The 25,107-nt window shown below is 74.4% G+C and carries 19 protein-coding genes; 7 read left to right on the forward strand and 12 right to left on the reverse strand.

Annotation, left to right across the window (positions count from 1 at the left end; genetic code table 11):
- Nucleotides 1-42 precede the first annotated feature (42 nt).
- A complete protein-coding gene (locus tag ACFW6A_RS29400) occupies nt 43-456 on the reverse strand; it encodes an MmpS family transport accessory protein (RefSeq protein ID WP_351857022.1) in 414 nt (137 codons plus the stop codon).
- Between the two features lie 169 nt (nt 457-625).
- Between ACFW6A_RS29400 and ACFW6A_RS29405 the strand changes: the two genes are divergently transcribed.
- Nucleotides 626-1,936, forward strand: coding sequence for an SWIM zinc finger family protein (locus ACFW6A_RS29405; protein ID WP_351857024.1), 1,311 nt, complete (start codon nt 626-628; stop codon nt 1,934-1,936).
- A 60-nt stretch (nt 1,937-1,996) separates the two neighbouring features.
- Nucleotides 1,997-3,622 (forward strand): DUF5691 domain-containing protein, encoded by a 1,626-nt coding sequence (locus ACFW6A_RS29410; protein ID WP_386644228.1) that lies wholly within the window; start codon nt 1,997-1,999, stop codon nt 3,620-3,622.
- Nucleotides 3,623-3,815: 193 nt separating this feature from the next.
- Here the strand turns inward: ACFW6A_RS29410 and ACFW6A_RS29415 are convergent, their stop codons facing one another.
- Nucleotides 3,816-4,226, reverse strand: a complete 411-nt coding sequence (locus tag ACFW6A_RS29415; RefSeq protein ID WP_030494332.1) for a cobalamin B12-binding domain-containing protein — start codon at nt 4,224-4,226, stop codon at nt 3,816-3,818.
- Between the two features lie 326 nt (nt 4,227-4,552).
- Here ACFW6A_RS29415 and ACFW6A_RS29420 point away from each other — a divergent pair, with 326 nt between their 5' ends.
- The gene (locus tag ACFW6A_RS29420) at nt 4,553-5,374 is read left to right on the forward strand and encodes an esterase/lipase family protein (protein WP_386644231.1); all 822 of its coding nucleotides are present in this window, start codon (nt 4,553-4,555) and stop codon (nt 5,372-5,374) included.
- 242 nt (nt 5,375-5,616) lie between these two features.
- Entirely contained in the window at nt 5,617-7,203 is a 1,587-nt protein-coding gene (locus ACFW6A_RS29425) for a M23 family metallopeptidase (RefSeq protein WP_351857209.1), read from the forward strand.
- 61 nt (nt 7,204-7,264) lie between these two features.
- On the opposite strand, the gene pcrA is transcribed toward ACFW6A_RS29425, so the two are convergent.
- Together pcrA and ACFW6A_RS29435 are read right to left on the reverse strand one after the other, a co-directional pair.
- Nucleotides 7,265-9,733: a DNA helicase PcrA gene (gene pcrA, locus ACFW6A_RS29430; protein ID WP_351856588.1), complete on the reverse strand. Its 2,469-nt coding sequence runs from the start codon at nt 9,731-9,733 to the stop codon at nt 7,265-7,267.
- Between the two features lie 124 nt (nt 9,734-9,857).
- Nucleotides 9,858-10,211, reverse strand: a complete 354-nt coding sequence (locus ACFW6A_RS29435; RefSeq protein ID WP_386644234.1) for a hypothetical protein — start codon at nt 10,209-10,211, stop codon at nt 9,858-9,860.
- A gap of 345 nt (nt 10,212-10,556) precedes the next feature.
- Here ACFW6A_RS29435 and ACFW6A_RS29440 point away from each other — a divergent pair, with 345 nt between their 5' ends.
- A complete protein-coding gene (locus ACFW6A_RS29440) occupies nt 10,557-11,711 on the forward strand; it encodes an NlpC/P60 family protein (RefSeq protein ID WP_351856592.1) in 1,155 nt (384 codons plus the stop codon).
- A gap of 102 nt (nt 11,712-11,813) precedes the next feature.
- Here ACFW6A_RS29440 and ACFW6A_RS29445 read toward each other — a convergent pair whose 3' ends face one another.
- Nucleotides 11,814-12,545, reverse strand: coding sequence for a response regulator transcription factor (locus ACFW6A_RS29445; protein WP_351856594.1), 732 nt, complete (start codon nt 12,543-12,545; stop codon nt 11,814-11,816).
- Complete coding sequence (locus ACFW6A_RS29450) at nt 12,542-13,807, reverse strand: PspC domain-containing protein (RefSeq protein WP_351856596.1); 1,266 nt, start codon at nt 13,805-13,807, stop codon at nt 12,542-12,544. Before ACFW6A_RS29450 ends, ACFW6A_RS29445 begins: the two co-directional genes overlap by 4 nt.
- Nucleotides 13,808-13,964: 157 nt before the next feature.
- On the opposite strand from ACFW6A_RS29450, the gene ACFW6A_RS29455 reads away from it, so the two are divergent.
- A complete protein-coding gene (locus ACFW6A_RS29455; protein ID WP_351856598.1) occupies nt 13,965-15,332 on the forward strand; it encodes a PspC domain-containing protein in 1,368 nt (455 codons plus the stop codon).
- A gap of 156 nt (nt 15,333-15,488) precedes the next feature.
- On the opposite strand, the gene ACFW6A_RS29460 is transcribed toward ACFW6A_RS29455, so the two are convergent.
- The 4 genes from ACFW6A_RS29460 to guaA all read right to left on the reverse strand — a co-directional run bounded on the left by ACFW6A_RS29460 (nt 15,489) and on the right by guaA (nt 20,055).
- Nucleotides 15,489-16,034, reverse strand: coding sequence for a DoxX family protein (locus ACFW6A_RS29460; RefSeq protein ID WP_351856600.1), 546 nt, complete (start codon nt 16,032-16,034; stop codon nt 15,489-15,491).
- 101 nt (nt 16,035-16,135) lie between these two features.
- A complete protein-coding gene (locus ACFW6A_RS29465; RefSeq protein ID WP_351856602.1) occupies nt 16,136-17,401 on the reverse strand; it encodes a hypothetical protein in 1,266 nt (421 codons plus the stop codon).
- 158 nt (nt 17,402-17,559) lie between these two features.
- On the reverse strand, nt 17,560-18,348 hold the full coding sequence (locus tag ACFW6A_RS29470) for a class II aldolase/adducin family protein (protein WP_351856604.1): 789 nt from the start codon (nt 18,346-18,348) through the stop codon (nt 17,560-17,562).
- Nucleotides 18,349-18,462: 114 nt separating this feature from the next.
- Nucleotides 18,463-20,055: a glutamine-hydrolyzing GMP synthase gene (guaA, locus tag ACFW6A_RS29475; RefSeq protein WP_351856606.1), complete on the reverse strand. Its 1,593-nt coding sequence runs from the start codon at nt 20,053-20,055 to the stop codon at nt 18,463-18,465.
- A 351-nt stretch (nt 20,056-20,406) separates the two neighbouring features.
- Between guaA and ACFW6A_RS29480 the strand changes: the two genes are divergently transcribed.
- Nucleotides 20,407-20,712, forward strand: coding sequence for a chorismate mutase (locus ACFW6A_RS29480; protein WP_386476166.1), 306 nt, complete (start codon nt 20,407-20,409; stop codon nt 20,710-20,712).
- A 757-nt stretch (nt 20,713-21,469) separates the two neighbouring features.
- On the opposite strand, the gene ACFW6A_RS29485 is transcribed toward ACFW6A_RS29480, so the two are convergent.
- Together ACFW6A_RS29485 and ACFW6A_RS29490 are read right to left on the reverse strand one after the other, a co-directional pair.
- On the reverse strand, nt 21,470-23,290 hold the full coding sequence (locus ACFW6A_RS29485; RefSeq protein ID WP_351845701.1) for a GMC family oxidoreductase: 1,821 nt from the start codon (nt 23,288-23,290) through the stop codon (nt 21,470-21,472).
- Between the two features lie 63 nt (nt 23,291-23,353).
- Nucleotides 23,354-24,997 (reverse strand): succinic semialdehyde dehydrogenase, encoded by a 1,644-nt coding sequence (locus ACFW6A_RS29490; protein WP_386476170.1) that lies wholly within the window; start codon nt 24,995-24,997, stop codon nt 23,354-23,356.
- Between the last annotated feature and the right edge of the window lie 110 nt (nt 24,998-25,107).

The raw sequence follows: 25,107 nt of genomic DNA on the forward strand, positions 1-25,107 counted from the left end.
CTTCCGCCGCAGGTCAGGTGCGCAATCGGAGGGTGGGGGCGGTCAGTTGAAGACCGGGGAGACGGCGACGCAGCCGCCGGACATCGCCTGCTCCCCCTTGGCCTCCTTGATGACCTTGCCCTGGTAGACGACCTTGCAGGTGAGGTCGGCGGGCTCGGTGGAGACGGGCATGACGGCGGGCGGCATGATGCCGTGCAGCTTCACGGTCCTGGTCCACGGCACGGCGGGCTTCTTGTCGCTCTCGACCTGCGGCTGCATCGCGGTACCGTCGCCGGCGTGGTACTCGATCGACTCCACGGCCGTGCCGGTGACCTCGTAGGTCACCTCGTAGCTCTCGGCGACGGCCTTGTCGACTTGGTCGGCGGCCTTGTCGGCCGCCTCGGAACAGGCTCCGAGCCCGAACGCGAGGCCGGTGACGGCGAGGGCCGAGACGGCGGTGCGGACGGTGCGGTTCATGGTGGTACTCCCCCTGCACGGTGGTGCGGTTCCAGGGTCGCGCGCTGGTTCGCGCGAGCCCGCACAGCACCGTAAAGGATGGGTAAAGCTGTCGTGCCGCCGGGTCCGCCGCGGGGAGCGAATCCGCAGGTCAACTGCGTTGTCAGTGGCGGATAATACCGTCAGGTACATGAATGTCACGGGGGTGCGCTGGACGGCCGAGCAGGTGCTGGCACTGGCTCCTGACGAGGCGTCGCGCAGAGCGGGGAGCACGCTCGGGACGCCCGGGCCGTGGAGCGGCACGGGCGCCGCCGACGGGGCCGTCTGGGGGCGGTGCGAGGGCGGTGGCCGCGCGCCGTACCGCACGGTGGTGGACACCCGGGGGCGCGCGTACGCGTGCACCTGCCCGAGCCGCAGGTCCCCCTGCAAGCACGCGCTCGGACTGCTGCTGCTGTGGGCCTCGGACGGCGGGGCCGTGCCGGACGCGGCGGAGCCGCCCGGCTGGGCCGCGCGCCCGGCCCGGCCGCAGGGGGGCGCGGGCGCGGCCCCGGCCGACCCGGCGGCCGCCCGGCGGCGGGCCGAGCGCCGGGCGGCCCGGGTGAGGGCGGGCGCCGAGGAGCTGGAGCGGCGGCTCGCGGACCTGGTGCGCGGCGGGCTGGCCGCCGCCGGGCAGCAGGGGTCCGGCTTCTGGGAGGAGACCGCGGCCCGCATGGTCGACGCGCAGGCCCCCGGGCTCGCGGGCCGCGTCCGCGAGCTGGGCGCGATACCGGCCTCGGGCCCGGGCTGGCCGGTGCGGCTCCTGGAGGAGTGCGCGCTCACCCATCTCCTCGACCGCGCCTGGCTGGCCGGCGACCGGCTGCCCGCCCCGCTCGCGGCGACGGTGCGGGCCCGGGTCGGGCTCCCGTCCGCCGCGGCCGGCACGCCGGTGCGGGACCGGTGGCTGGTCCTCGCCCGGTACGACACGGGGGACGGCCGGCTGACGACCCGTCGCATCTGGCTGTACGGCGCGGGCAGCGGTCGTACGGCCCTGCTGCTCTCCTTCGGCGCGGCGGGCCGCGCGCCCGCCCTGACGCTGCCGGTCGGGGCCGTGGTGGACGGCGAGCTGACCCCGCACGCGGGCGCGGGGCAGCTCCGCGCGGACCCCGGCGAGCTGGTCCCGGTCCCCGGCCCGGCCGCGCCGCCGCCCGGCGGGCCGGTGGGGGCGGCGCTGGACGCGTACGGCCGGGCGCTGCGGGAGGACCCGTGGCTGGACTCCTGGCCGGTGACGCTCGCCGGCGTGGTGCCCGCGCGGGCGGAGTACGGCTGGCAGCTCGCCGACGCCGACGGCCGCGAGGCCCTGCCGCTGACCGGCGGCGACCGCTCCCGCCCCGGCCTGTGGCGCCTCCTGGCCCTGTCGGGCGGCGCCCCCGTCACGGTCTTCGGCGAGTGCGGCCACCGCGGCTTCACCCCGCTGGCCGCCTGGTCCCCGCACGCCCCCGGGGAGCCGGTCCCGCTGCTGTGACCGCCGCCCCGCCCCGCCGACGCCCGCGACAGCCGCCGAGACCGTGACCGAGGAGCAGACGTGACGACGACCGGGACCCCGTCCGACGCGGGGTGGGAGGAGCTGGTGACCTCCGCGCTGCTGGGGACCGACCGGCGGCCGCCTTCGGGGGCGCGGGGGGCGGCGGCCGCCGGGGAGCTGCTGGACGCCGCCGCCCGGCGGACGCTGCGCCGGCGCGCGGGGCTGCGGCCCGGGCCCGCCGCCGTGCCGCCCGAGCCGGCGCCGGAGGATCCGCGGCCCGACCCGCCGCCCGCGGCCCGGCGCCGGCTCGACGGCCTCCTGGCCGGACGGGCCGCGCCGGCCCCGGCAGGCGGTCGGCGGGGCACCGCGCCGGACCTCGTCGAACTGCTGCCGCAGTGGCTGGCGATGGCCGGGGAGCGCGGCTACAAGGCGCCGGCCGCCTCGCTGCCCGCGCTGCTCGACGCGGCCCGGGCCCGCACCGATCTACGGCCCCGGGCGCTGGCCCTGGCCGGGCCGCGCGGGCTGTGGCTGGCCCGGCTCAACCCGGACTGGCGGTTCGCCCTGCGGGGCGGCGGTGCGGGCGGAGCCCTGCCGGACCCCGGGGACGCCCGCGGGGTGCGGGAGCTGTGGGAGGAGGGGCTGTTCGCCGAGCGGGTCGCGCTGCTCGGCGCCGTGCGGGCGAAGGACCCGGCCGCCGGGCGGGCGCTGCTCGCGTCCACCTGGCCGGCGGAGCGGGCCGAGGACCGGCTGATGTTCCTGGACTCGCTGCGCGCCGGGCTGTCGGCGGCGGACGAGGAGTTCCTGGAGGCGGCCCTCGCCGACCGCAGCCGCAACGTCCGGGCGACGGCCGCCGAGCTGCTCTCGGCGCTGCCCGGCTCGGCCTTCGCGGGCCGCATGGCGGCCCGGGCGGCCACCTGCGTGGGCCTGGACCGGACGGCGGACGTGCCGACGGTCGTCGTGGAGGCCCCGCACGAGTGCGACGAGGACATGCGGCGGGACGGCGTGGCCGCGGTGCCGCCGCACGGGCGGGGCGAGCGGTCCTGGTGGCTGGGGCAGCTGGTGGAGGCGGCGCCGCTGTCCTGCTGGCCGGCCCGGTTCGGCGGGCGCTCGCCGGAGGAGATCGTGGCCCTGCCGGTGGCCGACGACTGGCAGCCGGAGCTGCACGCGGCCTGGTGCCGGGCGGCGGTGCGGCAGCGGGACGCGCGCTGGTCGCGGGCGCTGCTCGGCGCGCCGTCGGCGCCCCCGGCGACGGGGCCCGGCACTTCGTCGCTGGCCGAGCGGGCGCAGCTGCTGTCGACGCTGGATCCGGCGGAGCGGGCCCGGTGGGTGGCGGCCTTCGTCGCGGCGCACGGCCTGTCGGAGGCGTTCCAGCTGCTCGGGGCGTGCGCGGTGCCGTGGGCGGAGCCGCTGGGCGAGGCGGTGCTCGACGCGCTGGACACCGCCCGGGACGCGGGCGGTTACCCGTGGAGCTTCAGCGGGGTGATGGGGCTCGCGGAGCGCTGCCTCTCCCCCGCGGCGGCCCGGCGGCTCGCCGCGCCGGCGGCCGCCGCCCCGGGGACCGAGGACATCGCGCCGGGCGCGGACGCCTACTGGTCCGAGGCCTTCCAGCGCCTGGCAGCCACCCTGGACCTGCGCGCCCGGATGCGAGCCGAACTGGACGGCACCCCGACCGGGACGACGCCCTGACCCGCCCCCGCGGGCGGCCCGCACACGCCGTCGCCCGGTACACGCCGTCCTCAGTACACGCCGTCCTCGGTACACGCCGTCCTCAGTACGCGCCGTCCCGAGGTACGCGCCGTCCCGAGGTGCGCGCGCGGACGGCCGGGAGCCCCGTCGGAGGAGGCTCCCGGCCGTCGGCGCGGGCGGGTCCGGGCGGTCGTCAGGCGGCCGTCACACGGACGTTCGCGTTGACCCAGTCGACGATCGACGCGGTCGTCGCGCCCGGGGTGAAGATCTCCGCGACGCCCTTCTCCTTCAGCGGCGGGATGTCCGCGTCGGGGATGATGCCGCCGCCGAAGACCTTGATGTCCTCGGCGTCGCGCTCCTTGAGGAGCTCGATGACCTTGACGAAAAGCGTGTTGTGCGCGCCCGAGAGGATCGAGAGGCCGATCGCGTCGGCGTCCTCCTGGATCGCGGTGTCGACGATCTGCTCGGGCGTCTGGTGCAGCCCGGTGTAGATCACCTCCATGCCGGCGTCGCGCAGGGCCCGCGCGATGACCTTGGCCCCACGATCGTGGCCGTCGAGACCCGGCTTGGCGACGACCACGCGGATCGGACCGGTCACACCCATCACTGCCTCCACATGCGACCCCCGCGCGTCTGTGCCGGGGAGGTGAACGAACGTTATCGACAGCATCCCGCAACGGGCCGTTTCGCGGTGCCCGGCGAGGGGGAAATCACACGTGGGACACGTTCGTTCCGCGGCCTACCCCGCTCCGGGCCCTCCTCCTGGGCCCTCCAGCCGCCCGCGGGGCCGGTCGCGAAAGGAGCCGCGACGCCGGTCGCCGGAGTTCCGTGCCGTCGTCCGTGCGGCGTGGGGCCCCGGCGGCCCGGCGTACTGCCCGGCCCCCCTGCGCCGGGTCTCCCCGGACGGGATCCGGGGGAGGGAGGCCGACGATGGAGCTCGCCAAGGTCACCGCCCTGCTGAGGGCCACCACGCTGGAAGCCGCGATCCTCACCGGCCGTCTCGCCCTCTACCCCTCCGGGATCGTCTCCGAGCGGCTCGCCCCCGCGGCCGGCGACGGCGGCCCCGTGCCCGTGACCGGCGGGGCCGGGCGCCCGGTCGTGCTCCTGCACGGCTTCGTCGACAACCGCTCCGTCTTCCTCCTGCTGCGCCGCACGCTCGCCCGGCACGGCCGTGACCGGGTCTCCTCCCTGAACTACTCGCCGCTCACCTGCGACCTGCGGACCGCCGCCGAGGCGCTGGGCCGGCGGATCGACGCGGTCCTGGACCGCGCGGGCCGGACCGAGGTGGACCTGGTCGGCCACAGCCTGGGCGGACTGATCGCCCGTTACTACGTCCAGCGGCTGGGCGGCGACGCGCGGGTGCGGACCCTGGTCACCCTCGGCACCCCGCACGCGGGCACGGCCGTGGCGCCGCTCGCCGACGCGCACCCGCTGGTGCGGCAGATGCGGCCGGACTCGGAGGTGCTGCGGGAGCTGGCCGCTCCGGCACCGGGCTGCCGGACCCGGTTCGTGAGCTTCTGGAGCGACCTGGACCAGATCATGGTGCCGGTGGAGACGGCCCGCCTCGACCACCCCGACCTCCTGGTGCACAACGTGCGGGTGAGCGGCATCGGCCACCTCGCCCTGCCGGTGCACCCGACGGTCGCTGCGCGGATCGTGGCGGCCCTCGACGCCGACGGGGCCGGGGAGGCGACGGACGCGGGAGCGGCGAGCGGGGAAGTGGCCGGTGAGGGAGCGGCCTCGGTGGCCTGAACTCGCCGCGCCGCGGCGACACCCCCGACCCCGTTCTTCGAACGCCGATCGAACACAAGGCCAAAGGTCTGTGCCCGAGCTGGCGAAACACGGCCGATTGCCCGTTTCCTGCGCCCGCGAACCCCCTGGAAGATTGTCGGTCCCGCATACCGCCGGGTACAGTCGCGCCACTGCTTCCCCCCGGGACACCCCTGTCGGGCCCGCCCCGGACTGGTCCTGCTGCCGAGGCGAGAGAGACGTTGGTGAACGACCAGCACCCCCACGCCGGGTACGCCGGAGACGGCGCCCACACCACCGGCGGTTTCGCGACCGACCCGCTCTTCGGGACCTGGTCCGACCCCGGCGGGGCCGGCCACAGCGGCCAGTGGGACCTCGGCCAGTACGCCGCCACCGGTACGTACGACACGACCGGCGCGTACGAGACGGGCGCCTGGAGCACCACCGCCGGAAGCACGGACGGCTACGACACGACGGGCCAGTGGGACACCACCGGCCAGTGGACCGTCGCCACGGACGCCACCGCCACGAGCGCCTACCCGACGGACACGGCGTACGGGCAGCCCGAGGCGTACGACACGACCGGCCAGTGGGACGCCACCGCCTGGACCGAGGCCCGGCACACGGGCCAGTACGAGACCCTGCACTCCGGCGCCTACGCCGCGCAGGGCGCGTACGGCCACGACGCGTACGACGCGACCGGCCAGTGGGCCGCCCCCGCCTTCGCGACCGACACCGGCGCCTACGACGCCACCGCCTGGAACCAGGCCACCGACGCGGTCGAGCCGCTGGTCCCCCAGCAGTACGTCCCCCAGGCCGAACACGCCGGCCAGACCGCCGAGTTCGCCTTCTCCTACGAGCCGGCCGCGGAACCCGAAGCGACGTACGAGCCCGAAGCGGCCTACGAGACCGAGCCGGCCGCGTACGACGCCGCCGAGCACGAGGGCCACGACGGTCACGACGGCCACGAGGACCCCGCCGGCCCGGCCGACGAGGACGGCGCGCCCGGCGCCCCCGTCGCCGAGGTCCGCACCGACGCCGCCGCCCGTCCCGTACGCCGCTCCTCCGGCGGCAGCCGTTCCCGGCGGCGCACACCCGCCAAGCGCTCCGCCCTGCTGACCGTCGCGGTCCCCTCCGCCTGCGTCATGGGCGTCGCCGGCATCGCCGCCGCCTCCGTCGGCGGGCTCACCGGCACCGGCGGCGAGGCCCCGAAGCAGAAGGACACCACCGCACTCGCCGCCGCCGACCCGGCCGCCGTGCAGCAGATCGCGGCCAACACCGCGCTCGACACCCAGCTCAGCGCCCTGGACGCCGACGTCCGCGACTTCGGCGACCGCGCCAGCCGCACCCAGGAGCGCATCGACCTGAAGGCCCGCCAGGCCGCCGACAAGAAGAAGCGCGAGGAGGAGGCCGCCCGCAAGGAGGCGATGCGCCCCAAGTTCATGCTTCCGGTGAAGCTGCACCAGCTCAGCGCCCGCTTCGGCCAGTCCGGCGTCAACTGGATGTCGGTGCACACCGGCATCGACTTCCCCGTGCAGTACGGCACCCCCGTCATGGCCGCGACCGACGGCACCGTCCGCACCCAGTGGAACCCCGCCTACGGCAACATGGCGATCGTGACCGCCGCCGACGGCACCGAGACCTGGTACTGCCACCTCAGCAGCACCAAGATCCGCTGGGGGCAGGTCAAGGCCGGCGACGTCATCGCCTACTCCGGCAACTCCGGCAACTCCACCGGCCCGCACCTCCACTTCGAGGTCCGGCCCGGCGGCGGCTCCGCGATCGATCCGCTGACCTGGCTGCGCAGCAAGGGCCTCGACCCCACGAGCTGACGCCCGCCCGACGTGCGGAGGGGGCCCGGTCCGACGGACCGGGCCCCCTCCGCACGTCCGCCTACAGCTTCTCGACCGGCGCGTACCGCAGCAGCAGCCGCTTCGGCTTCTCGTCGCCGAAGTCGATCGTGGCCTGGGCGTCGGAACCCGCGCCCGTCACCGCCACGACCGTGCCCAGACCGAACTGGTCGTGCGTGACCCGGTCGCCGACCGTCAGCGAGACCACCGGCTTCTCCGAGCCCGCGCGGCGGGTGGCGAAACCGGACGGGCCGGAGCGGGCCCGGGTCGAGGAGAGCGAGGACGTCAGCGAGGAGGCGATCCCCGAGGTCGGCCCTGCGGGCTTCGCCACCGGCCCCGTCCGCTTCCACTCCAGGTACGCCGGCGGGATCTCCTCCAGGAAGCGCGAGGCCGGGTTGTACGAGGGCTGGCCCCAGGCGCTGCGCATCGACGAGCGCGTCAGGTAGAGCCGCTCGCGGGCGCGGGTGATGCCCACGTACGCCAGGCGCCGCTCCTCCTCCAGCTCCTTGGTCTGGCCGAGGGCGCGCATGTGCGGGAAGACGCCGTCCTCCATGCCGGTGAGGAAGACCACCGGGAACTCCAGGCCCTTGGCGGTGTGCAGGGTCATCAGCGTGATGACGCCGGAGCCCTCCTCGTCCTCGTCCGGGATCTGGTCCGAGTCGGCGACGAGCGCGACCTTCTCCAGGAACTCGGCGAGGGTCCCCGCCCCCTCCTCCTCGCCGCGCTCCTGCTCGAACTCCAGGGCCACGGAGGCGAGTTCCTGGAGGTTCTCGATCCGGGTCTCGTCCTGCGGGTCGGTGGAGGCCTGGAGTTCGGCCAGATAGCCGGTGCGCTCCAGGACGGCCTCCAGGACGACGGCGGGGCCCGCTCCGGACTCCGCGATCGTGCGCAGCTCGTCCATGAGGGTGTTGAACCGCTTCACGGCGTTGGCCGAGCGGGCGGCCATGCCGTAGGCCTCGTCGACCCGCTTGAGGGCCTGCGGGAAGGTGATCTTCTCGCGCAGCGAGAGGGCGTCGATCATCGCCTCGGCGCGCTCGCCGATGCCGCGCTTGGGGACGTTGAGGATCCGGCGCAGCGGCACGTTGTCCTCGGGGTTGGCGAGGACGCGCAGGTAGGCGAGGACGTCCCGGACCTCCTTGCGCTCGTAGAAGCGCACGCCGCCGACGACCTTGTAGGGCAGGCCGACGCGGATGAAGATCTCCTCGAAGACGCGGGACTGCGCGTTGGTCCGGTAGAAGACGGCGACGTCTCCGGCCTTCGCGTCGCCCGCGTCGGTGAGCCGGTCGATCTCGTCGGCGACGAACTGCGCCTCGTCGTGCTCGGTGTCCGCCACGTAGCCGGTGATCTGCGCGCCCGCGCCGGCGTTGGTCCACAGGTTCTTGGGGCGGCGCGACTCGTTGCGCTCGATGACCGCGTTGGCGGCGGAGAGGATCGTCTGGGTGGATCGGTAGTTCTGCTCCAGGAGGATCGTCGTCGCGTCCGGGTAGTCCTCCTCGAACTGGAGGATGTTGCGGATCGTGGCGCCGCGGAAGGCGTAGATCGACTGGTCGGCGTCGCCGACGACGCACAGCTCGGCCGGGCCGAGGTCCTCGTAGCCGGTGCCGACCAGCTCGCGCACCAGGGTGTACTGGGCGTGGTTGGTGTCCTGGTACTCGTCGACGAGGACGTGGCGGAAGCGGCGGCGGTAGTGCTCGGCGACGTCCGGGAAGGCCTGGAGCAGGTGGACCGTCGTCATGATGATGTCGTCGAAGTCCAGCGCGTTCGCCTCGCGCAGGCGCGCCTGGTACATCCGGTACGCCTCGGCCAGCGTCTTCTCGAAGCCGTCGGCGGCCCGGTCGGCGAAGGACTCCTCGTCGATCAGCTCGTTCTTCAGGTTGGAGATCTTGGCGCTGAAGGACTTCGGCGGGAACTTCTTCGGGTCGAGGTCCAGGTCGCGGCAGACCAGCGCCATCAGGCGCTTGGAGTCGGCGGCGTCGTAGATCGAGAAGGACGAGGTGAAGCCGAGCCGCTTCGACTCGCGGCGCAGGATGCGGACGCAGGCGCTGTGGAAGGTCATCACCCACATCGCGTTCGCCCGCGGGCCGACCAGCTGCTCGACGCGCTCCTTCATCTCGCCGGCGGCCTTGTTGGTGAAGGTGATCGCCAGTATCTGGCCGGGGTGCACGTGCCGCGTGCCCAGGAGGTGGGCGATGCGGTGGGTGAGGACCCGGGTCTTGCCGGAGCCGGCGCCGGCCACGATGAGCAGCGGGGTGCCGGTGTGGACGACGGCGGCACGCTGCTGTTCGTTCAGCCCGTCCAGCAGGGCGGCCGGGTCCACGGCGGGGCGGTGGGCGCCGTCGCGGTAGTACGGGTCCCGGGGCGGGGGCGCGTCGAAGTGCTCCCCGAACAGGTCGTGCGGGACGTCCTCCGCCGGCGGGGCGCCGTGCTCGTCGTCCTCGGGCGGGGGCGGGGCCTCCTCCGGGGCGTGGGACTGGAGGCCGGCCAGGAAACTGTCGTCAAAGAGGCTGCTCATCGCCTCACGAGTCTAGGACGCCGCGCCGACATCCGGTCCCGCCTTCGTCAGGTCGCCGGCGTGACGGCTCCCACCCCGGGCCGCGCCCCGAGCCGCGCCCCGGTCCGCGGCCCGGGGCCGCGCCTCACGTCCAGAGGGTCGCGATGAAGATGTTCGCCGTGGTCAGGCCGCCGACGGCGCCGAAGAGGCCCTTGTCGGCGGTCTCCTCGTCGCGCTTGACGTAGACGATGCCCAGGATCACCACGAGGATCAGCAGCTTGATGCCGATCTTGAGGTTGTTGACCGTCTGGTCGTCGGCCTGGTTGAGGCCGGCGAGCGCGACGCCGGTGACCAGCATGGTCAGCGCGCCGTGCAGCATGGCGGGGGTGAAGCGGGCCGTGCCGGCCCCGATCGCCTTCATCTGGGTGAGGAAACCACCCAGGAGGGAGGCGATGCCGATGATGTGCAGGGCGACGAAGACATTGATGAGGACGTCCATGGGGCGGAGCCTAACCGGGCCCTTAGCACCGCTCCCCGGCCGGGTCCGCCCACTCCCCCGCTTCGGTCGTCCGCCCCATGGAATCCTGCGCCGACCGCCCCGGGGGGCGAAAGGGAACGGTCCCGGAGGGTCATCCGGCGTCAATAGCGGTCAAACCGCCGCCGGGGCGTGACCCCCGGGTCTAGCGTCCTGCCCCAGGTGGCCGGCTCCCCACCCCGCCGGTCCACCCGGCGGTGCCGGCCGCCCCCGCCGGAGAACCCCGGCGGCGGCCCGTCTCCCCTGTGCGGTCCGCCGCCGGCCCCGGCCGGCACCGTCCCCCACAGGGAGAGGATGTGACCCGCCCTCGTGGCAGCTCACCGAAAACCCCGGCCGTCGTCGCCCGGCCGTCCCGCGGCCCGCACGGCCGCCACGCTCGCCCTGGTCTCCGCGGCCGGCGCCACCCTCTTCGAGGGCTCGGGACACGCCGACCCGGCCGCGCCCGGCCGCACCGCAGCCCAGGTCAGGCCCGAGGTCGACCGGCTCTACCAGGAGGCCGAGGAGGCCACCGAGCGGTACAACGGCGCGAAGGAACGGGCCGACGCCGCCCGCGCCTCCTACGACAGGCTGCGCGACGAGGCCGCCCGCCGCACCGAGCGGCTGAACACCGCCCGCCGGAGCCTCGGCGCCTTCGCCGCGGCCCAGTACCGCTCCGGCGGACTCGACCCGGCCGTCCGGCTGGCCCTCACCTCGAACCCGGACGAGTACCTGGAGCGGGCCGCCCTCGCCGAGAAGGCCGGCGACCGGCAGGCCACCGCCATCACCGCCGTGCGCCGGGAGCTCGCGGGCCTCGCCCAGCTGCGCGCCGAGTCCGCCGGCCGGCTCGCCGCCCTGCGCGGCCACGAGGCCGAGCTGCGGCGCCAGAAGGCCACCGTCCTCGGCAAGCTCGCCGCCGCCCGCGAGCTCCTGGCCCGGCTCACCGCCGAGGAGCGGGCCCGCTACGAGGCGGCCCTCGCCGCCCGCACGACACCCGCGCCCGGCACCACGGCCCGCACCGGCACCGGCACCGGTGGAACCGTCGCGGGCGGCACCACGCCGGGCGGCACCACCTCGGGCGGCACCACGGCCCGGGCGGACCGCTCCTCCGGCGACCGGGGCCCGGTGACCGCCCCCACCGGCCGGGCCTCGGCCGCCGTCTCCTTCGCCCGCGCCCAGCTCGGCAAGCCGTACGTCTGGGGCGCCACCGGCCCCTCCGCCTACGACTGCTCCGGTCTCACCCAGGCCGCCTGGCGCGCCGCCGGGGTGTCCCTGCCGCGCACCACGTACACCCAGATCAACGCCGGGCGCCGGGTCTCCCGCTCCGAACTGGCCCCGGGCGACCTGGTCTTCTTCTACTCGGGCATCAGCCACGTGGGCCTCTACATCGGCGGCGGCCAGATGATCCACGCGCCCCGGCCTGGCGCCCCCGTCCGGATCGCGCCGATCGACGAGATGCCCTTCGCGGGCGCGACCCGGGTCGCCTGAGGGCGCCCGGCCGGCTCCGGGGCCGGCCCGCTCCGGGGCCAGCCGGCTGCGGGACCGGTCGGCTGCGGGGTGGGCCGACTGCGGGACCGGTCGGCTGCGGGCTCAGACCAGGCGGCGGGCGGTCGCCCAGCGCGTCAGCTCGTGGCGGTTGGAGAGCTGGAGCTTGCGGAGCACCGCGGAGACGTGCGACTCGACGGTCTTCACCGAGATGTAGAGCTGCTTGGCGACCTCCTTGTACGCGTAGCCGCGGGCGATCAGCCGGAGCACCTCCCGCTCGCGCTGGGTCAGCCGGTCCAGGTCCTCGTCCACCGGGGGCGCGTCGGTGGAGGCGAAGGCGTCCAGGACGAAGCCGGCGAGGCGCGGGGAGAAGACGGCGTCGCCCTCCTGGACCCGGAAGATCGAGTCCACCAGGTCGGTGCCGGTGATCGTCTTGGTGACGTAGCCCCGGGCACCGCCCCGGATCACGCCGATCACGTCCTCCGCCGCGTCCGAGACGGAGAGCGCGAGGAAGCGGACCGGGTCCTCGGCGGCGGCCATCAGCCCGGCGCAGCGGCGCAGCACCTCGACCCCGCCGCCGCCGGGCAGGTGGACGTCGAGGAGGACGACCTCCGGCCTGGTGGCGGTGATCACGGTGACGGCCTGGTCGACGTCGGCGGCCTCGCCGACGACCTCGACCCCGGTGACGTCGGTCCGCCCGATCTCCGCCTGCACCCCGGTGCGGAACATGCGGTGGTCGTCGACGAGGACGACCCGCACCCGGCGCCCGGCGCCGCCCGCCGCGCCCGGCCCGGTCTCCCCGTCGGCTCCGGTCGTCGCCCCGGTCTCGTCGCTCATGCGTCCGCCCTCTCCATCTCCAGCTCGACTTCCGTGCCCCCGCCCGGCACCGCCCGCAGGCGGGCCGTACCGCCGTTGCGCTGCATCCGGCCGATGATCGATTCTCGTACGCCCATTCTGTCCTCGGGGACCTCGTCGAGGTCGAATCCGGGACCGCGGTCGCGGACCGAGACGAACACCGTGCGTCCTTCCACCTCGGCGTACACCTGCACCGCCCCGCCCTCGCCACCGTACTTCGCGGCGTTGACCATGGCCTCCCGCGCGGCCTGCATCTGCGCGGTCAGCTTCTCGTCGAGCGGGCAGTCGCCGACGACGACCACCTCCAGCGGCACACCGTGCTTGTCCTCGACCTCGGCGGCGGACCTCTTCACCGCCTCGGCGAGGGTCTCCGGCTCCTCGTCCCTGCCGGTGCCCTCCGGCTTGTAGAGCCAGTTCCGCAGCTCCCGCTCCTGGGCGCGGGCGAGGCGGCGGACCTCACCGGCGTCGTCGGCGTTGCGCTGGATCAGGGTGAGGGTGTGGAGCACGGAGTCGTGGACGTGGGCGGCGACCTCGGCCCGCTCCTGGGCGCGGATGCGCAGGGTCCGCTCGGCGGTGAGGTCCTGCGACATGCGTATCAGCCAGGGGCCGGCGAGCAGTGCTATGCCGGTGAGGACGGCGACGGCCGCGGTCAGCGCGGTGCCGATCTGGGCGATGGAGCCCCGCACCACCACGAAGACGGCGAGGCCGGTGCCGACCAGGGCCACGCCGAGGAGCCCCCGCACGAGGTGGAAGCCGCGCCCGTGCTTGACCGTCCGGCCCTTCCAGGTCTCGGCGCGGGCGTTGTCGGCCTGCCGCCACACCAGGACGACGCCGACGCCGATGAGCAGGGTCGGCCACACGTACCGGCCCGTCTCGCCGTCGATCCGCAGGTTCGCGATGAAGATCGCGGCGCCGATCGCGAGGGCGATGAGGGCGAGGATCTGGCCGCGATCGGGCTTGCGGAGCCGGCGCCGGCCGTCCTCGGTGGTCTCGAAGACGGGGCGGGGCTCGGCCCGGCCGCCGACGCCGAGCGGGACGACGATCCAGAAGACCGCGTAGAGCAGCAGCCCGAGGCCCTCGGTGAGGACGAGCACCGCGAAGACGGCGCGCACCCAGGCGACGGGCAGCCCGAGGTGTCCGGCGAGACCGCGCGCGACACCGCCGAGCCACCGGCCGTCGGCGCTCCGGTAGAGCCTGCGCACGGGCGGTTCGTCGATGTCGGTGACACGAGCGGTTGCGGACATGCACCGATCGTCACACGTCCGGCCTTCCCGGGGCATCAGGGTCGGCCCTGAGATCGACCCCGGGATCGCCTCGGGGTCGCGGTGCTCCCGAATATCAGGGTCGTGCCAGGGTCGTTCCCGGTGCCGTCCGGGGGGCACGGGCGGTCACCATGGACGCATGACGAGTTCGACGCCTTCGCGGCCCACGCAGCACGAGGCCCCACCGACGGCCGACGCCGCCCCCGCGGCTCCCCCGCGCCGCTCGCGCACGAGCCGAGTGGTCGGCGGGGTCTGCGGCGGTCTCGGCCGGCACTTCGACATGGATCCGGTGATCTTCCGGATCGTGCTGGCGGTGCTGGCGGTGACCGGCGGCATCGGGCTGGTGTTCTACGGCTTCGCGTGGCTGGCGGTCCCGCTCGCGGGCGAGGAGGAGAGCGAGGGTCGGCGCCTGCTGACCGGCCGGGTGTCCGGCGCCTCGCTCGCGGCGATACTCATGGCGCTGGTGGGCTGCGGCATCTTCCTGTCGATGCTGCGCACGGGCTCGCTGCTGGGCTTCGCGCTGCTGCTGTCGCTGGCGACGGCGGGGGCGGCCTACTGGTCGCAGCGGCGGCCCCTGGCCGAGGCGGTGGCCGAGGCCGATCCGGAGGCGAAGCCGAAGGCCCCGCACGGGCGGGTCCCGGTGCCGCCGGAGGCGAAGGCCCCGCCGCTGACCTTCGTCGAGAGGGAGATGAGTTCGTGGTGGCGGGACCCGATCGTGAAGGACGGGTCGACGGGCAAGGTGGCCATCGGCTACCTGTGGGGTCCGCACGGCATCGTGGACGCGGAGGGCAGGGTCGGCGGCGAGGTGCCGAGGCCCGGCAGCCAGTGGGGCCCGCCGGCGGACGCGGAGCGCCCGGAGCCGTCGGTGCGGCGCAGTCCGTACTCGATCACCGGCCCGGTCCACCTCCTCGCGTTCGCCGCCGCGGTCGCGGGCACGGCCCTGACGTGGGAGTCGCAGCCGCTGGGCACCAGCCTGGCCACGGGGCTGGCGGCCGCACTGGGGGTCTTCGGCCTGGGACTGGTCGTCAGCAGTTTCCTGGGGCGCACCGGCTTCGGCACGATCTTCCAGGCGGTGGTGACGGCGGCGCTGCTGGCCGGTGCGGTCGCCCTGCCGGACGAGATCACCACGGACTGGGCGCGGCAGACGTGGACGCCGCCCACGGTGGCCGCCGTGCAGCCGCAGTACGACCTCGGCACGGGGGTGGGGACGCTGGATCTGTCCCGGCTCTCGGTGCCGGAGGGGACGACGGTGTCGACGGCGGTCGACGTGGGCGCGGGGAAGCTGGAGGTGGTCGTGCCGGAGGACGTGGTGGTGCGGCTCCACGCCCAGGTGGGGCTCGGTGATCTCCAGCTGCCCGGGCAGGCGCCGGACGACATCGACGTCGCTCCCGACCGCGAAGAGACGCGGACGCTGAACCCGCCCGCCGGGACGGACCCGGCGGGGACGCTGGACCTCTCGCTGGAGGTCGGTCTCGGACAGGTGGAGGTCACCCGTGCTGCTTCATGAGTTCCGTCCCGGCCGGCTGGTCGTCGGCCTGGCCTCGCTCGCCCTGGCCGGCGCCTACGGCGGGGAGCTGGCCGGCGCCTGGTCGGTCCCGTGGTGGCTGGCGGTCCCGGTGATGTGCGGGGGGCTGGGGGTGGCCGGCCTGGTGACCTGGGTGGCCTACGGCATACGGCGGCGGTCGGCGAGGAGCCGGTCGACGGAGAGCAGCGGGGCCCCGGCGAGCAGCAGCGGCAGCCAGGCGATGAGATAGGCGAGGTCGTTGCCGAGGTAGTACGGCTCGACCTGCCAGCTCACGGTGAGCCAGAGGCTCAGCGAGATCAGGGCGCCGCCGAGGGCGGCCGGCCGGGCGAAGAGGCCCAGGAGGGTGCCGATGCCGACGGCGAGTTCGCCGAAGGCGATGGCGTAGCCGAAGCCGGTGGGGCTGTGGAGGGCGAGGTCGACGAGGCCGGGGACGGCCGCGGCGTCCCGGACGCCGCGCATGGTGTCGCCGATGGAGCCGGCTCCGGTGTCGGCGAGGAAGGCCGGGTCGGTGAGCTTGTCGAGACCGGCGTAGACGAAGGTGACGCCGAGGAAGATCCGGAGCGGGAGGAGGGCGTAGCGGGAGGCGGTGGCCCTCCACTCGTCCAGGCGTGTGCGCCACTTCTCCAGGCGGCCGTGCCGTCGGGGGGTGTCGGCCTCGCCGGGGCGGTCCGTGTTCTCGGTCATGCTCGGTCACCTCTCCACACCCCGTACGACTGTTCGCGGACCGATTGTCTCCGCTTGTCCTGTGAAGGGACACAGGAGGAGGGGCTTTCGGGGCGGGTGCCTCAGTCGGCGACGTCGATCGTGACCCGGTTGGTCTCGAAGCCGGCGGCGGTGACGACGGAGACCTCGACCCGGCCGGGCTCGACGTCGGCGGGGAGGGGGACGGTCAGGACGGTGTCGGTCGGGTTGGCGAAGCCGCCGGGGACCGGGACCAGGGGGACGTGGGCGTGGACCGGGCCGATGCGGACGACGAGCCGGGTCAGCGGGTCGGGGGCGGCGGCGCCGGGCGGGACGAAGCCGTGGCCGCGGATCTCGATGTCGTCGCCGGTGCGGATGGGGGCGTCGAGGTCGCCGGCCTCGCGGGCGCGGACCACGGCGTGGACGGCGGGCGGGCCGCCCTCGGTGCACTTGGCGGCCAGGTGCCAGACGGCGGAGACGGCGACGAGGAGGGCGAGGGACCAGGGCAGCTCGGGAAGGCGGGCCGGGTCGGCGGCCAGCCGGACGGCGGCGAAGGCGAGGACGGCGCCGGAGACGAGGACGTACTGCACGTCGGCGAGGTCGGCGCGGCCGCTGTCGTCGCAGAGGAGGTCGGCGGCGCGGGGCCGGTCGGCGCGGACCTTCTGGAGGCGTCGGCCGGCGATCCGGCTGGAGACGACGAGCCGGGCGGTGACGGCGACGGCGGAGACGAGGGCGAGGACGGTGACGAGGCCGGCGGCGCCGGAGAGACCGAAGGCGGTGGTGGTGAGAGCGGCGGTGGTGAGGGCGCGGGAGGTGAGGAAGAGGAGGGTGTAGCAGAGGAAGAGGAGCCAGGCGGCGGCGACGGCACGGGTGGTGGAGAGCCGGTTGTCCTCCCCGGTGAGCGGGGCGAGGAGACCGCCGCGGGCGCGGTGGGCGTGGGCGGCGGCGGTGAGCGGGGCGGCGAGCAGGAGGGCGGTGCAGAGGCCCGCGGTGCGGGTGGCGGTCCAGCCGGTGCCGAGGGCGGTGAGGGCCTGGCCGAGGAGGAGGGCGAGGACGGCGGCCCAGACGGCGGCGAGGCTGCCGGTGCGGACGCGGGCGAGCCAGGCGAGCGAGGCCTCCCGGCCGTGGGCGGTGACGGCGCGGGCGGACTGGGCGAGTTCGTCGGAGACCCACTGGCGGGCGGCGACCGGGGAGTGGGCGACGGCGGCGGGGACGCCGTGGCCGGCGGCGAGTTCCTCACGGCGGGCGAGGAAGGCGGCGACGGCCCGGCGGTGTCCGGTCTCGCCGCAGTGGGCGCAGCCGGCGCAGGCCGTCGGATGCTCGCCCGCGCCGTGGCGCCCGCCGTACCGTCTCGCCTCTTGAACCGCCACGGTGCCGTCACTTCCCGAGTTCGAGGTTTCGAGCCCAACATGCCGCTGATTCCTCGGAATTGTGCCGCACCGAGGGTGCTCGCGAGAGCCGCGTGCGCCCCGCCGGAGAGTGATTGCCGCGCCATCCCATTGACGTACAGAAGGGTGAAGCGATGGTGTTACGACAGGAGTTCGGGCTCCGCTCGGCTGATCCTGCGCCAGAGGGGCTGGTAGTTGATCCAGGCGACGAGGTCGCTGCCGAGCTGCTCGCGGGTGGCGACGGCGTCCTTGTGGTCGATGAGGACGGGTTTGCCGGCCGCGCGGGCGGCGAGCTGGATGCGGGCGCAGCGGTCCATGGCGATGAACCACCAGGCGGCGGCGTCGACGGAGGAGCCGACGGTGAGGAGGCCGTGGTTGCGCAGGACGATGCCCTTGAAGGGGCCGAGGGCGAGGGCGACGCGGCGGGCCTCCTCGGCGTCGACGGTGACGCCGGTGTAGGCGTCGTAGAGCGCGTGGTCCTGGTAGAAGGCGCAGGCCTCCTGGGTGAGGGGGTCGAGGAGTTCGCCGAGGGCGGCCAGGGCGCGGCCGTGGGTGGAGTGGGTGTGGGCGACGGCGACGGCGTCCGGGCGGGCGCGGTGGACCTGGGCGTGGACGGTGAAGGCGGCCTGGTTGACGTGCTGGCCGCCGAGGACGACCTGGCCGTCGCCGTTGGCGAGGACGAGGTCGCTCGCGGTGAGGTCGCCGAAGGGGGCGCCGAAGGGGTTCACCCAGTAGCAGTCGTCGTGCTCGGGGTCGCGGACGGTGATGTGGCCGGAGACGCCCTCCTCGTACCCGAGCCGTCCGAAGAGGCGGAGCGCGCCGGCGAGCCGCTGCTTGCGGTGGGCCCGTTCCTCCTCGGCCGTCGCGTGGACGGGCGGCATGGCGAAGTGGAGCCGGTCGACGGGGACGGGGGCCGGTATCTCGGTCATGCGCCGGAAGGTAACGCCCGGCCGGTCAAGTCACCAGAGTCCGGACGTGAACACGACGAAGCCGCCGCCCTTCGCGGGGGCGGCGGCTTCGGCCGGCTCACGGAGCGGGAGGGGTCACTCCCACTCGATGGTGCCCGGGGGCTTGCTGGTGACGTCGAGGACGACGCGGTTGACGTCGGCGACCTCGTTGGTGATGCGGGTGGAGATCTTGGCGAGGACCTCGTAGGGCAGGCGCGACCAGTCGGCCGTCATGGCGTCCTCGGAGGAGACCGGGCGCAGGACGATCGGGTGGCCGTAGGTGCGGCCGTCGCCCTGGACGCCGACGGAGCGGACGTCGGCGAGCAGCACGACCGGGCACTGCCAGATGTCGCGGTCGAGACCGGCGGCGGTCAGCTCCTCGCGGGCGATGGCGTCGGCCTCGCGGAGCAGGTCCAGGCGCTCCTTGGTGACCTCGCCGACGATGCGGATGCCGAGGCCGGGGCCGGGGAAGGGCTGGCGCTGGACGATCTCCTCGGGCAGGCCGAGCTCCTGGCCGACCATCCGGACCTCGTCCTTGAAGAGCTGCCGCAGCGGCTCGACGAGCTCGAACTCGATGTCCTCGGGGAGGCCGCCCACGTTGTGGTGGGACTTGATGTTGGCGGTGCCGGTGCCGCCGCCGGACTCGACGATGTCCGGGTAGAGGGTGCCCTGGACCAGGAAGGCGACCTCGGGGCCCTCCTCCTGGAGGATCTCCAGCTGCGCCTGCTCGAAGACGCGGATGAACTCACGGCCGATGATCTTGCGCTTGGTCTCCGGGTCGGAGACGCCGGCGAGGGCGGTGAGGAAGCGCTCCTGCGCGTCGACGACGACCAGGCGGGCGCCGGTCGCGGCGACGAAGTCCTTCTCGACCTGCTCGGTCTCGCCCTTGCGCATCAGGCCGTGGTCGACGTAGACGCAGGTCAGCTGGTCGCCGATGGCCTTCTGGACGAGGGCCGCGGCCACGGCGGAGTCGACGCCGCCGGAGAGGCCGCAGATGGCGCGCTTGTCGCCGACCTGGGCGCGGATGGCCGCGACCTGCTCCTCGATGACGTTGCCAGTGGTCCAGCTGGGCTCGATGCCGGCGCCGCGGTAGAGGAAGTGCTCCAGGATCTGCTGGCCGTGCGTGGAGTGCAGCACCTCGGGGTGGTACTGGACGCCGTAGAGCTTCTTCGCGTCGTTCTCGAAGGCGGCGACCGGGACCACGTCGGTGGAGGCGGTGACGGTGAAGCCCTCGGGGGCGGCGGAGCAGGCGTCGCCGTGCGACATCCACACGGACTGCTCGACCGGGGTGCCCTCGAAGAGGGTGGAGCCGGCCTTGGAGACGTGCAGCGGGGTGCGGCCGTACTCGCGGGCGCCGGTGTTGTCGACGGTGCCACCGAGGGTCGTCGCCATCAGCTGGAAGCCGTAGCACATGCCGAAGACGGGGACGCCGGCCTCGAAGAGCGCGCGGTCGAGACGCGGGGCGCCTTCCGCGTACACGGAGGACGGGCCGCCGGAGAGGATGATCGCCTTCGGGTTCTTGGCCAGCATCTCGGCCACCGGCATGGTGGACGGGACGATCTCGCTGTAGACCCGCGCCTCGCGGACGCGACGGGCGATGAGCTGGGCGTACTGGGCGCCGAAGTCGACAACGAGGACTACGTCCGGGTTGGTGACGTCGGGCGCGGCAGCGGGGGACGCTGATGACACTACGGCGGCCTTCCGGCGGTAGGAGGGTTCCCCCGAAGGAGGGGGCTATTTGTCGATTCTACCGGCGCGCGCGTGACGCTTTTCGTCTCACCATCCGAACGCGGGTGGCCTTCGTCTCACCATCCGGGCCCGGCTTGCGCCGGTCCGGAGCCCGGGGGCCATACTGGGCGCCATGCGCAAGCACCCGACCTTCGTCTTTACCTATGGCATCCGGCCCACCGGCTGCCATGGTCGTGCTGCTTGAGCAACTGACAAGCGACTTCCCAGGCGCCCCGGGCCGACAAGGCCCGGGGCGTTCTGCTTTTCCCGGGCCGTGCCGGACCGGGGCCTCCACACCACCAGGAGCCCCCGATGACCACGAAGACCCCCGCCGAGCAGACCCTCACCGAGCAGACCGGCGCCCGCACCGAGGAGGCGGCCTCGCTGATCGGCGACGCCCGCGAGCGGATCGACGCGCTCGACGACCGGATCATCGGTCTCATCCAGGAGCGGATGGCGGTCTCGGCGGTGATCCAGGAGGCCCGGATCACCTCCGGGGGGCGGCGGGTGAACCTGGCCCGCGAGATGGAGGTGCTGGCCCACTACCGGGACGCGCTGGGCAAGCCGGGTACGACGCTGGCGATGACGATGCTGGAGCTGTGCCGCGGCCGCGTCTGAGGCGACGACGCGGAGCGGGGCGCGCCGCCCTGCCCGCCCGCCGGGCGAGCGGGCAGGCAGGCAGGCAGGCAGGCAGGCAGGCAGGCAGGCAGGGGAGGGTGGGTGCCCGCACCCGCGTTCGGGCCCGGACTCACCCGTACGGCGCGTGACCGGCGCTCGCCGGGCTTCGTTGAGCGGGGTGTCCGTGCCAGCCAGGGGCGGGCCCGTTGGAAACCACGCGTGGCTTCGCTGGGGCGTGTGGCGTGCTTCTGGCACGTCGTGGGACCTCGCTCCAGCGCACGTGACCGGACGGCAGGGGACAGCAGTCCGGTCACCCAGAAAGGGCGGTCGGTCCCGGGGACGCCCGGGGCCGACCGCAACCGGCTCCTCCTCCGCCTCCCCGCGGCCCGTCCCCCACGACCCGTCCCCCACCGCTTCCCCCTCCCCCGATCTCTCTCCCCCCGATCTTCCCTCCCCCGATGCGGCGCGACCCCCCGGCGCCGCTCCGCTCGGCACCGCCGCCGCCCCGGCACCGGTGCCGGCGCAGGGCCCGCGCCGCGACCGGAATCGCGGCGCGGGCCCCTTTCACATACCCCTCCACCCTATGTGACGCGCGTCACACGAAGATCCTGTGCAACGCCTACAACCAAAGGCGGGGTCCGGTGGTCATCTATGCAGCAACACCGAAAAGCCGGAAGGGCGCTGCACTCGGAGGGGGGTGCAGCGCCCTTTCCGTCTTCCGTGCCCCCGCCCTCCGCCTGCCGCGCCCCGCGCCCCGTCAGGGCTTCTTCGGCGGGACCGCCGGGATGCCGAGGAAGGGCAGCCGCAGGGCGCCGAACGCCTCGGCCGGGACCGCCGGGGACTTCGGCTCGACCGCCGCCACGCGCACGTACGCCTCGCCCTGCCGCGGGCGCGGGTCCTCCTCGCCCTTGTTCGGCCAGAAGGACATCGCCCGCTCCGCCTGGGCGGTGATCGTCAGGGACGGGTTCACGCCCAGGTTGGCGGAGACCGCCGAACCGTCCACGACCGAGATGCCCGGGTGGCCGTAGAGGCGGTGGTACGGGTCGATGACGCCGGACTCCGCGTCGGCGCCGATCGGGCAGCCGCCGAGGAAGTGCGCGGTCAGCGGGGTCCCCATCAGCTCGCCGATGTTCGAGCCGGCGAAGCCGTTGATCTCCTCGGAGAGCAGGGTGGCGGCCCGGGTCGCCGCCTCGATCTGCGTCGGGTTCGGCGCCCCGTGGCCCTGGCGGGCCGTGAGCAGGCCCTTCCCGATGCCGCCGGGCTTGCGGTAGGTCGTCAGCGAGTTGTCGAGGGACTGCATGACGAGGCCGATGATGGTCTTCTCGGACCAGCGCCGGTTGGAGAGCGAGCGGAGTGCGAGGAGCGGGTGCCGGGCCATGTTGAGGGCCCAGTTGCGGACCCGGTGGGCGCCGTAGGGGACCTGGAGGACGGTGAGGCCGCCCATCGAGTTGGAGCCCTTGCCGTACCGGACCGGCTCGATGTGGGTGTTCTCGTCGGGGTGGACGGACGAGGTGATGGCGACGCCTCGGGTGAAGTCGGCCCGCTCCTTGCCGTGCTTGCGCCGGTAGCGGCGGTCCGTCGTCTGCGCGCCGACCAGGCCCTCGGAGTTGGTGCGGGTCAGCTCGCCGAGCCGGGCGGAGATCCGGGGCAGCAGGCCGCTGTCCTTCATCCGGTGCAGCAGGGTCTGGGTGCCGTACGTGCCGGCGGCGACGACCACCCGGCGGGCGGTGAAGGTGCGCCCCCTGCCCTTCTTCCGGTCGTCGGTGGGGAGGGTCTTGACCGCGAAGCCGCCGCGGGAGTCCTCGGTGACGGCGACGACCGAGGTCATCGGGTGGACGACCGCGCCCGCCTTCTCGGCGAGGTAGAGGTAGTTCTCGTTGAGGGTGTTCTTGGCGCCGTGGCGGCAGCCCGTCATGCACTCGCCGCACTCGGTGCACGCCTTGCGCGAGGGGCCCACGCCGCCGAAGAACGGGTCGGCGACCTCCCCGCCGGGCTTCGCCCTCGCCGTACCGACCCCGTCCTCGCCGACGGCGTCCCGTCCGTCTCCGAAGAAGACGCCGACCGGTGCCATGTGGAAGGTGTCGCCGATGCCCATCGCCTGGGCGGCGGCCTTCAGGTGCACGTCGGAGGGGGTCATCGTCGGGTTGAGCCGGACGCCCAGCATCCGCTTCGCCTGGTCGTAGTACGGGGCGAGTTCGGCGCGCCAGTCGGTGATGTCCTTCCACTGCGGGTCGTCGAAGAACGGCGCCAGCGGCTCGTACAGCGTGTTCGCGTAGTTGAGGGAGCCGCCGCCGACGCCCGCGCCGGCGAGGACCATCACGTTGCCGAGCAGGTGGATGCGCTGGATGCCGTAGAGGCCGAGCGCCGGCGCCCACAGGAAGTTCTTCAGGTCCCAGGAGTTCCTGGGCAGGGTCTCCCGGGTGAAGCGGCGGCCGGCCTCCAGCACGCCGACCCGGTAGCCCTTCTCGGTGAGCCGGAGGGCGGTGACCGAACCGCCGAAGCCGGAGCCGACCACGAGGACGTCGTAGTCGTACCCGTCTTCCTCGTCCTGATTTCGGGCAGGGGGTACCGCGGTCATGGCTCTCCTCGCAGAACCTCGTAAGGAAAAGGGCGGAACGGGCAGGGGCGCGCAGGCGCCGCGTCAGCTCAGGCGCAGCGCCTTCAGCGCCTTCAGGGACAGGCTCATCACGGCCGCGTACTTCGCGTCGTCCATCCCGAAGGAGGGCGCCAGCGGCATCAGGCGCTGCTGGGCGACGGTCTGGGCCTCGGTGTACTTGAGGATGCCCTCGGAGCCGTGGCGGCGGCCGAGGCCGGAGTCCTTCATGCCGCCCATCGGGGCGCGGACGCTGCCGTACGCGGGCGCGTACCCCTCGTTGATGTTGACGGTGCCGGTGCGCAGCCGGGCGGCGACGGCGTGGCCGCGGCGCGAGTCGGTCGTCCAGACCGAGGAGTTGAGGCCGTACGGCGTGGCGTTGGCGCGCGCGATCACCTCGTCCTCGTCGGTGAAGCGGTAGATCGAGACGACCGGTCCGAAGGTCTCCTCGGCGCACACGGCCATCGGGGCCTCGACGCCGTCGAGGATGGTCGGCTCGTAGAAGAGCGGGCCGATGTCGGGGCGGGCGACGCCGCCGGCGACCAGCCTGGCGCCCTTGGCGACGGCCTCGTCGACGTGCCGGGTGACGGCCTCCAGCTGGCGCTCGCCGACGAGGGAGCCCATGTCGGCGCCGTACGCGAGGGAGTTGCCGAGGCGCATGGCCTTGGTGCGGGCGGCGAAGCGCTCGACGAAGGCGTCGGCGATCGACTCGTGCACGTACAGGCGCTCGATGGAGATGCAGAGCTGGCCGGCGGAGGAGAAGCAGGCGCGGACGGCGCCGGCGGCGGCCTTCTCCACGTCGGCGTCCTCGAGCACCAGCATGGCGTTCTTGCCGCCGAGTTCGAGGGAGACGCCGACGAGGCGGGCGGCTGCGCCCTGGGCGACCTCGCGGCCGGTGCGGGTGGAGCCGGTGAAGGAGACGTAGTCGGCGTGGCGGACGACCTCGGGGCCGACGACCGGGCCCTCGCCGAGCACGACCTGGAAGACCTCGGAGGGCAGGCCGGCCTCGATGAGCAGGTCACGGGCCCAGAGCGCGGTGAGCGCGGTTTCGGTGTCGGGCTTCATCACGAGCGCGTTGCCCGCCACGAAGGCGGGCAGGGCGTCGCCGACGGAGAGTTCGAGGGGGTAGTTCCAGGGGGCGATCTGGCCGACGACCCCGCGCGGCTGGCGCAGCTCGGTGACCTTGGTGAGGGTCGGGACGACGCCGGTGTGCCGCTTGGGACGGAGGTACGAGGACGCCTTGCGGCCGTAGTGACGGGCGGCGACGGCGACCGCGAGGACCTCCTCGTGGGCGTGCAGCCGGGCCTTGCCGGTCTCCAGCTGGATGAGGTCGAGGATCTCGGACTGGCGGGCCAGGACCAGGTCGTGGAAGCGGAGCAGGACGGCGGCGCGGGCCCGGACGGGGGTGGCGGCCCAGGCGGCGTGGGCGGCGCGGGCGCGGTCGAAGGCCTCGGCGACCTCCTCCGGGGTGGCCTCGGGCAGGTCCGCCAGCTTCTTCCCGGTGAAGGGGGTGTGGTTGGCGGTGCGGCCGGAGCCGATGACCCCCCGGGTGAGCCGGGCGACCAGCTCGGGCGTCACGACGTCGGCGGCGGTCCGGGCGCCGGCCGGCGCGGGGGCGACCGGGTTGGTCGCGCCGTCCGGGGCGGTGTCGGCGGGAACCGTGGGGGCGGCGGGGGCCAGCGAGTCCGTCATGACGCCGAGCGTAGGCGCCGTTCCGGTCTTTGGGTACCCGCCGGTAACGCGTTTTCACCCCCCGCACACATCGCGCCAGTGATCACTGGCGCATAAGTCCTGATCAGGGG

It is taken from the genome of Streptomyces sp. NPDC058758 (assembly GCF_042746075.1).
Classification (GTDB): Bacteria; Actinomycetota; Actinomycetes; order Streptomycetales; family Streptomycetaceae; genus Streptomyces.

What these genes read in the sequence shown, in the direction of transcription:
- ACFW6A_RS29470 (WP_351856604.1), bottom strand. Translation starts at nt 18,348, where the DNA reads ATGACCGAGATACCGGCCCCCGTCCCCGTCGACCGGCTCCACTTCGCC.
- ACFW6A_RS29455 (WP_351856598.1), top strand. Translation starts at nt 13,965, where the DNA reads ATGACGAGTTCGACGCCTTCGCGGCCCACGCAGCACGAGGCCCCACCG.
- ACFW6A_RS29490 (WP_386476170.1), bottom strand. Translation starts at nt 24,997, where the DNA reads ATGACGGACTCGCTGGCCCCCGCCGCCCCCACGGTTCCCGCCGACACC.
- ACFW6A_RS29450 (WP_351856596.1), bottom strand. Translation starts at nt 13,807, where the DNA reads ATGTCCGCAACCGCTCGTGTCACCGACATCGACGAACCGCCCGTGCGC.
- ACFW6A_RS29415 (WP_030494332.1), bottom strand. Translation starts at nt 4,226, where the DNA reads ATGGGTGTGACCGGTCCGATCCGCGTGGTCGTCGCCAAGCCGGGTCTC.
- ACFW6A_RS29435 (WP_386644234.1), bottom strand. Translation starts at nt 10,211, where the DNA reads ATGGACGTCCTCATCAATGTCTTCGTCGCCCTGCACATCATCGGCATC.
- ACFW6A_RS29445 (WP_351856594.1), bottom strand. Translation starts at nt 12,545, where the DNA reads ATGAGCGACGAGACCGGGGCGACGACCGGAGCCGACGGGGAGACCGGG.
- ACFW6A_RS29420 (WP_386644231.1), top strand. Translation starts at nt 4,553, where the DNA reads ATGGAGCTCGCCAAGGTCACCGCCCTGCTGAGGGCCACCACGCTGGAA.
- ACFW6A_RS29480 (WP_386476166.1), top strand. Translation starts at nt 20,407, where the DNA reads ATGACCACGAAGACCCCCGCCGAGCAGACCCTCACCGAGCAGACCGGC.
- ACFW6A_RS29400 (WP_351857022.1), bottom strand. Translation starts at nt 456, where the DNA reads ATGAACCGCACCGTCCGCACCGCCGTCTCGGCCCTCGCCGTCACCGGC.
- ACFW6A_RS29460 (WP_351856600.1), bottom strand. Translation starts at nt 16,034, where the DNA reads ATGACCGAGAACACGGACCGCCCCGGCGAGGCCGACACCCCCCGACGG.
- pcrA (WP_351856588.1), bottom strand. Translation starts at nt 9,733, where the DNA reads ATGAGCAGCCTCTTTGACGACAGTTTCCTGGCCGGCCTCCAGTCCCAC.
- ACFW6A_RS29405 (WP_351857024.1), top strand. Translation starts at nt 626, where the DNA reads ATGAATGTCACGGGGGTGCGCTGGACGGCCGAGCAGGTGCTGGCACTG.
- ACFW6A_RS29485 (WP_351845701.1), bottom strand. Translation starts at nt 23,290, where the DNA reads ATGACCGCGGTACCCCCTGCCCGAAATCAGGACGAGGAAGACGGGTAC.